Genomic DNA, 7,095 nt, shown 5'->3' on the forward strand with positions numbered 1-7,095 from the left:
GCGCTGCGTGGGCATGGACGCCTTCAACGCCGTCTGGTCCACCGCGTACGAGGTCGACAAGGCCCACGGCACCAATTACTTTGAAAACTTCAAAAAATACATGGAATACGTCCAAGAGGAGGACCTCGTGGTGGACGGTGCCATGACCGATCCCAAGGGCGACCTGGTTTCCCAAACGGGCGCTTTTCTCCAACGGAAGGGCTACCGTATCAAAATCCTGAACACCATCAATTTCAGCAAATCCATGCACTATAACCCCATGGCCTACGTTCACAGCGAAAAGGATATTCTTAAGCTGGTCACGACCCTCATCACCAACACCAAAGGCGAAGGCAAGGGCGGCGATCCGTTTTGGGAAAAGGCCGAAACGCTGCTGCTCACGGCCCTGATCGGCTATATCCATTATCACATGCTGGAAGAAGAACAGAACTTTTCCATCCTGCTGGATATGCTGAACGCCATGGAAGTGCGGGAGGACGATGAAAACTTCAAAAACGGGATCGACCTGCTGTTCGACGAATTGGAGGCGGTAAGCCCGGACGACTTTGCTTTGCGGCAATATAAGCGTTACAAATTAGCCGCTGGTGTGACATTATATATACGACATCTTACTTATGTGATAATTAAGGGGATGATCAAATCACGAAAGGAGACGAAACCCCATGAAAACCCCTACCATTACTGCCTTGTATGAACGCCTCAGCCGTGACGATGAATTGCAAGGCGACAGTAACAGCATTATTCATCAAAAACAAATACTGGAAGAATATGCAGCCGCCAATGGATTTTTTAGTTGTCAATTCTATGTTGATGACGGTTATAGCGGAACAAATTTTGACCGTCCAGATTTTCAGAGAATGATAAATGACATTGAAAACCAAATCGTTGGTACAGTGATCGTTAAAGATTTATCCCGACTCGGAAGAAATTATTATCAGGTCGGTTACTACACAGAAAAATTTTTTGTAGACCACGACATCAGGTTCATTTCCATATCTGACAATGTGGACAGTATCAATGGAGTGAATGAATTTGCTCCGTTTCATAACCTGATCAATGATTTCTACGCAAAGGATATAGCCAAAAAGCAGAGGGCTGTGATCGTAAGCAAAGGCAACGCAGGACAACGGTTAGCAACAAAGGCGATTTACGGCTACAAGAAAGACGAAAACGGTCAATGGATCGTGGATGAAGAAGCAGCATCAGTTGTCAGAAAAATCTTTCAGCTTTGCATTGATGGAAACGGTATTCAAATGATTGCAAATTATTTGTTTGCCCATCATATCAAGAATCCGTCAGCCTATACCGGACATTATCGTACAGGCGGAGTCGCAGAACAGAATCCGTACCTCTGGTCAGCCCAAACTGTAGCCGGTATTTTGTCAAGGCAGGAATACTGTGGTGATACGGTAAATTTCAAAACACACCGCAAAACTCTTTGCAGCAAAGTTGTCATCAAAAACCAACCCGATGAATATAAGATTTTCGAGAACACACATGAAGCTATTATTAGTCGGGAAGTCTTTGCACAGGTACAAGAAATCAGGAGCAAAAGAAAACGAATCAAGCCTATTGAAGAACCTGTTTTGTTTTCTGATATTTACTGTGCCGATTGCAAAAACAGAATGCATATTATGCGTTCGAGAAAATACAAAAAGACTAAGCCCGATTGCTACATCTGCTCTTTGTCACGCAAATCTGCCGCCCTAAAACAGTCTGTTTGTTCTTCGCATTATATCCAAGAAGCTGTGTTGATAGACAAGGTCACCGCATTCCTGAATGATATTATTCATGCTTCAGAAGATTTTGATAGATTCAAAAAAATCATCAACTTTGAATTAGCGAAAAAGAGTAAATCATCATCAATGGAAATAAAAAAAAAGGTTAAAAAACTAAAAAAACAAAATAACACAAAATGAAAATAAATAAATAAATAAGGTTAAAAAAGTAAAAATAGTTGAGAATAGTTTCTCAACTTAAAGACTTTGTCAAGTTTTTAGCATAAAACCAAAAAAGCTTGTTTATTCTTCTTTTTGTAAACCACAAGCAATTCTAAGTCTTTTACCAACGGTTTCAATAGTTTCTTGATCTTCAGCAGCTCTCATTTCTTTTAAGTTAGCTGCATCAGTTGCGTTTTCGTCAGCAAATTGTTTTTTAAAGGTACCGTCTTGGATTTCTCCTAAAATTGCTTTCATTTGTTTTTTGGTTTCGTCAGTAATGATTCTGTCTCTTCTGGTTAATCCACCATATTCAGCAGTGTTACTTACATCTTTCCACATACCGCCTAAACCGTTTTCATAAATGTCATCTACAATAAGTTTTACTTCGTGACAGGTTTCAAAGTATGCAATTTCAGGTTGGTAACCTGCTTCAACAAGGGTTTCAAATCCTGCTTTAATCAATGCAGTAAGTCCACCGCATAATACAGCTTGTTCACCGAATAAGTCAGTTTCAGTTTCTTCTTGGAAAGTGGTTTCAATAACACCTGCTCTGGTAAGACCAGTAGCTTTTGCCATACCTAATGCAAGTTGTAAAGCTTCTCCAGTAGCATCTTGTTCAATAGCTACTAAACCAGGAATTCCAAAACCTTCTAAATAGGTGGTTCTTACTCTGGAACCAGGACCTTTAGGTGCAAACATTACAATGTTTACATCTTCACCAGGTTGGATTAAACCAAAGTGAATATTATAACCGTGAGAGAAAGAAATAGTGTTTCCAGCTTCAACATAAGGAGCAATTTGTTCTTTATATACTTTTTCCTGGGTTTCATCTGGTAATAAGATGTGGATAATGTCTGCAGCTTCAGCAGCTTCTTCAATAGTTTTAACATTCATTCCATCATCAATAGCTTTTTGCCAGGATGAACCATTTTCTCTAAGACCGACAATTACATCTAATCCGCTGTCAGCCATGTTTCTGGATTGACCACGTCCTTGACTACCGTATCCAATAACGGCAATAGTTTTATCTGCAACTACTTCTGCGTCAACATCGTCTTCATAATACATTTTCATTTTAAAAGACTCCTTTAAAATTTTTGTTTAAATTTTTATAATTTTAAATTATTATTAAATAAAAATCATAGGTTTTATTAGCTAGATAAATACAAATCATGACTTGAATTAAAAACAAATAAAAAACAAATGAATTTAAAGCTAATAAACTTAATATATCCAATATAATTAAATTTGCTTAATAAAATAACAAACCTTATACTAAATATAATATTAATATATTTTGATTTAATAGTTTATAAAACTTGTTAATAATTAAAAATTCCTATTTGAAAAATTGAAAATGAGTTACAAATTAAAATAAGATAAAAAAAAGATTAAAACTGAATAAAAATAAGTAAAAAATTAAAATAAGATAAAAAAAAGATTAAAACTGAATAAAAATAAGTAAAAATTAAATGAGGTTAAAAAAAGAAAATTAAAGAGAATTATTCTCTTCCGTCAACTAAGACGTCTAATTTTCCAGTTTCTAAATCTATAATAAGTCCATGAATAGGAACTTCATCAGTAATTAGTGGGTGATTTTTAATCTGTTCAACAGTTTCTAAAACATTGGATTCTTCACCACTAATAGCTCCAATCCATTCAATTAAATCTACCTTATCAATTTCCTCTTCAGGAATGCCTCTAGCAATCATGTTGGTTCTGATTTTATCAGGATCTGCATTAGCCATACCACAGTCAGTGTGACCAATAACCATTACTTCCTCACATCCAAGGGAGTAAATTGCAGCTGCAATGGATCTGATTGCATCTTCTCCAACAATAGTGTTTCCTGCATTTCTGATTAATTTTACATCTCCTCTACCAATACCTAAAGCTTCTGGCAAGAAACAAGTTAATCTAGTATCCATACAAGTTAAAATAGCTAATTTCTTTTGAGGAAGGTGACCTAAACATACAGGTTCATGTTCTTCCACAAATTTTTCATTTGCCTTTAATACTTCATCAATCATCATAATATAATACCTCCATTGAATATCAATAATATAATTAAATACTATCTATACAATGTTTATATTTTTAGATAATTTAATTAAAATAATTTACTAAAAAAAATTTTGAATTTGAATGAAAAATAAAGAAAAATCTAAAAAAATAAACAAATTAAAGCCTTTGAATTTAAAAAAGCCATTATGGAAAATTTTTAAATAAAAAATTGAAAAGTTTTTAAATATCAACTGTTGACAGAACAATTGTTGCATGTGCAACATTTAAATACTATGAAATATTAAGTATATAATTAATAAATTAATTGAAAAAATCAAGTTTTAAGGTTAATTTATTAAAAAATAATTAATTAATTTAAAATATTAATTTATTAAAATAAAATGATTTTTTTTAGTAAAATAAGGAGGAAAAATGTCTCTTGAAAAATTTAAAGAAGTGGATGCAACAGATATTCCAATTGGAAAGTTTATCACTATGATTGGAAGAGGACATGCTCTTTATTTAAATCACCAACTGGAACCACTAAACATAAACGCTTCACAATTGCACAGTCTTTTTGAAATTAAAAGAAACAAAAGTTTAAATCAAGACGAAATAGCAAGAAGATGTAATGTGGATAAGGGCTCTGTTGCAAGATCAATTAGAAAACTGGAAGAAAAGGGATTGATTATTAAGAAAATTGATGAAAACAACAGACGTCAAAACATTATTTCCCTTAGTGAAAAGGGAGAGGAAGTTCTTGAAAAATCTCAAGAAATCCTTGACAAGTGGGAAGAAGAGGTATTCAGTGATTTAAGTCAAGAAGAAAAAGAAACTCTTCAAAATACATTAAAGAATATTGTGATAAAAACCATTTTATTTAATCAGGAACTAAAAGCCTGTAAAAAAGAATAAAAGAATCACTGAAAAAACCTTTATAGATTAATTAAACTTTCAAATAAAAATCACTGAATAAAGAGTAAAAAAGCTTAATTAAACTTAAAAATTATAAAGAATCAGCAAATAAAGAGTAAAAAGGTTTAATTAAACTTCCAGATTAAGTGATTAAAATCAATATTACAAAATTCATTAGAAGAAATGTTCATATAAGGAGAAATGGAATGAGCGAAACTAAAGAAAAAAATGAAAACATTAAAATGATTACAGGAGACCCTAAAAGAGCAATACACAAATTAAGTGTACCGATGATGGTCTCCATGCTTTTAATTATGATGTATAACATCGCAGATAGTATTTGGGTAGCCGGATTAGGAGCAGATGCTCTTGCAGCAATTGGATTTATCACCCCATTATTCATGGTCCTAGTCGGTGTTGGAAATGGTATAGGAGCTGGTGCAAACTCATTGATTGCAAGATACATAGGTGCAGACAATTATCCAGAGGCAAATAATTCAGGACTTCATGCAATTGTCCTAACAGTAATAGTCTCATTAATATTTACAGCAATAATGATTGCTGCAATGGTTCCAATTCTTCAAATGATGGGAGCTGGAGATACCATACAATATGCTTTAGACTATGGATACATTGTATTCGGTGCATTGATTATCTTTGTATACTCTGGAGTGGCATCTGCAATATTCAGATCTGAAGGAGACATGAGAAGGGCAACAATTGCAATTGCAGTTACAGCAATCCTAAACATGATTTTAGATCCAATATTCATCTATTATCTCAATCTTGGAATTGCAGGTGCTGCTTGGGCAACTGTTGTTTCCGCTACAATGAGCTGTATTGTAATGAGTTATTGGATTTGGGGTAAAAAGGACCTATATCTTGACCTATCCCCTAAAAACTTCAATTACAAAACAAGAATCATGATTGACACATTACAGGTTGCCATACCTTCAACAATGGAAAACATAATCTTTTCAGCACTTGCAATAATAATCAATTCAATGCTTGTTATTGTTGCCGGAACAACTGCAGTGGCTGTATATACAGCTTCAATGAGAATTGTTCAGCTATGTATGATTCCTTTAATAGGTATTGCAACAGCAGTGATTACAGTTTCAGGAGTTGCTTATGGAGCACACAATTACAAAAACCTTAAGATTGGACACAGTTATTCAATAAAATTAGGATTTGGAATTTCAATCTTGCTTGGAGCAATAATGATTATATTCTCAAACCAAATAGCTACAGCATTTTCATACACAAGTGCAAGTGTAGCCCTTGCACCTCAAATAGCAACTGCAATAAGCGTATTAAGTCTTTTTGTACTTGCAATACCTCACGGTATAATGTCTTCAATGATGTTTCAGGGCGTTGGAAAGGGAAGCTATTCACTTTTAATCACATTGCTTAGGTCTCTGATTTTAGAAAGTGTATGCGCTTATATATTATGCTTTGTCCTAGGCTTTGGTCTTGTAGGAATTTATGCTGGAGTAGTATTAGGTTGTTTCATAGGAGGATCTATAGGATACTTCTGGGCAAAATACTTTATCAAGAAATTTGAAGTCATATCCAAAGACAGATATGAAGGTGTTGAAGCTTAAATAAATAGTTTTTAACTATTTATTTTTTTACTTTTTTACACTAGGTTTAAACTATTTAATTACTTTTTTTACAATAATTTTAAACTATTTTTTTACTTTTTTACATTAGTTTTAACTATTATTTTTCTACATTTTACAAGATTAATTTTAAACTATTTTTTTCTACTAATATTACATGATTAATTTTAAACTATTTTTTTACTTTCTTAATAGTTAATTTTTAACTATTTATTTTTCTACTAGTTTTACATGATTTATTTTTAAAAAAAAACAATTTTAGCGAATTTTAAATCAAAAGCCTATTAAATTAAATAAAAAAACTTCTCATTTAAAGAAAATTATAAGTATTTTTACAAAAAGTTTTCACTCAAATGAAAATTATTAGTATTTTTATAATTCGTTTTCACTCCATGAAAAGAAGAAAAAAATTAAAATAAAAAAATAAGAAATGAAATTAAATAAAATGTAAAAATAAGAATAAAATAAAACTAAAATAAAAAAAGAAGAAATAAAATTAAATAAAATTAAAAAATAAGAATAAAATAAAACTAAAATAAATAAAGAAGAAAAAAAATTAAATAAAATTAAAAAATAAAAATAAAATAAAACTAAAATAAAACTAAAATAAAAAA

At 32.2% G+C, this 7,095-nt stretch carries 5 protein-coding genes and 2 pseudogenes; 5 read left to right on the top strand and 2 right to left on the bottom strand.

The genetic code is table 11. The features are described from left to right. Positions 1-13: 13 nt before the first annotated feature. The 3 genes and pseudogenes from Q0138_RS09335 to Q0138_RS05480 form a co-directional block, all read left to right on the top strand. A pseudogene (locus Q0138_RS09335) lies at positions 14-103 on the top strand (hypothetical protein); the annotation flags it as partial. Between the two features lie 39 nt (positions 104-142). Continuing rightward, positions 143-592, top strand: a pseudogene (locus Q0138_RS09340) (type IV secretory system conjugative DNA transfer family protein); the annotation flags it as partial. A 70-nt stretch (positions 593-662) separates the two neighbouring features. After that, the gene (locus Q0138_RS05480) at positions 663-1,919 is read left to right on the top strand and encodes a recombinase family protein (protein WP_297981857.1); all 1,257 of its coding nucleotides are present in this window, start codon (positions 663-665) and stop codon (positions 1,917-1,919) included. A 102-nt stretch (positions 1,920-2,021) separates the two neighbouring features. On the opposite strand, the gene ilvC is transcribed toward Q0138_RS05480, so the two are convergent. Both ilvC and Q0138_RS05490 read right to left on the bottom strand, forming a co-directional pair. Further along, complete coding sequence (gene ilvC / locus Q0138_RS05485; RefSeq protein WP_297981859.1) at positions 2,022-3,014, bottom strand: ketol-acid reductoisomerase; 993 nt, start codon at positions 3,012-3,014, stop codon at positions 2,022-2,024. Positions 3,015-3,442: 428 nt separating this feature from the next. Further along, the gene (locus Q0138_RS05490; RefSeq protein ID WP_297981865.1) at positions 3,443-3,976 is read right to left on the bottom strand and encodes a carbonic anhydrase; all 534 of its coding nucleotides are present in this window, start codon (positions 3,974-3,976) and stop codon (positions 3,443-3,445) included. 400 nt (positions 3,977-4,376) lie between these two features. Between Q0138_RS05490 and Q0138_RS05495 the strand changes: the two genes are divergently transcribed. Both Q0138_RS05495 and Q0138_RS05500 read left to right on the top strand, forming a co-directional pair. Beyond that, entirely contained in the window at positions 4,377-4,859 is a 483-nt protein-coding gene (locus Q0138_RS05495; RefSeq protein ID WP_297981861.1) for a MarR family transcriptional regulator, read from the top strand. Between the two features lie 206 nt (positions 4,860-5,065). Next, complete coding sequence (locus tag Q0138_RS05500) at positions 5,066-6,463, top strand: MATE family efflux transporter (protein WP_297981863.1); 1,398 nt, start codon at positions 5,066-5,068, stop codon at positions 6,461-6,463. Positions 6,464-7,095: the final 632 nt, after the last annotated feature.

The organism is uncultured Methanobrevibacter sp. (assembly GCF_937906425.1).
Lineage (GTDB): Archaea > Methanobacteriota > Methanobacteria > Methanobacteriales > Methanobacteriaceae > Methanobrevibacter.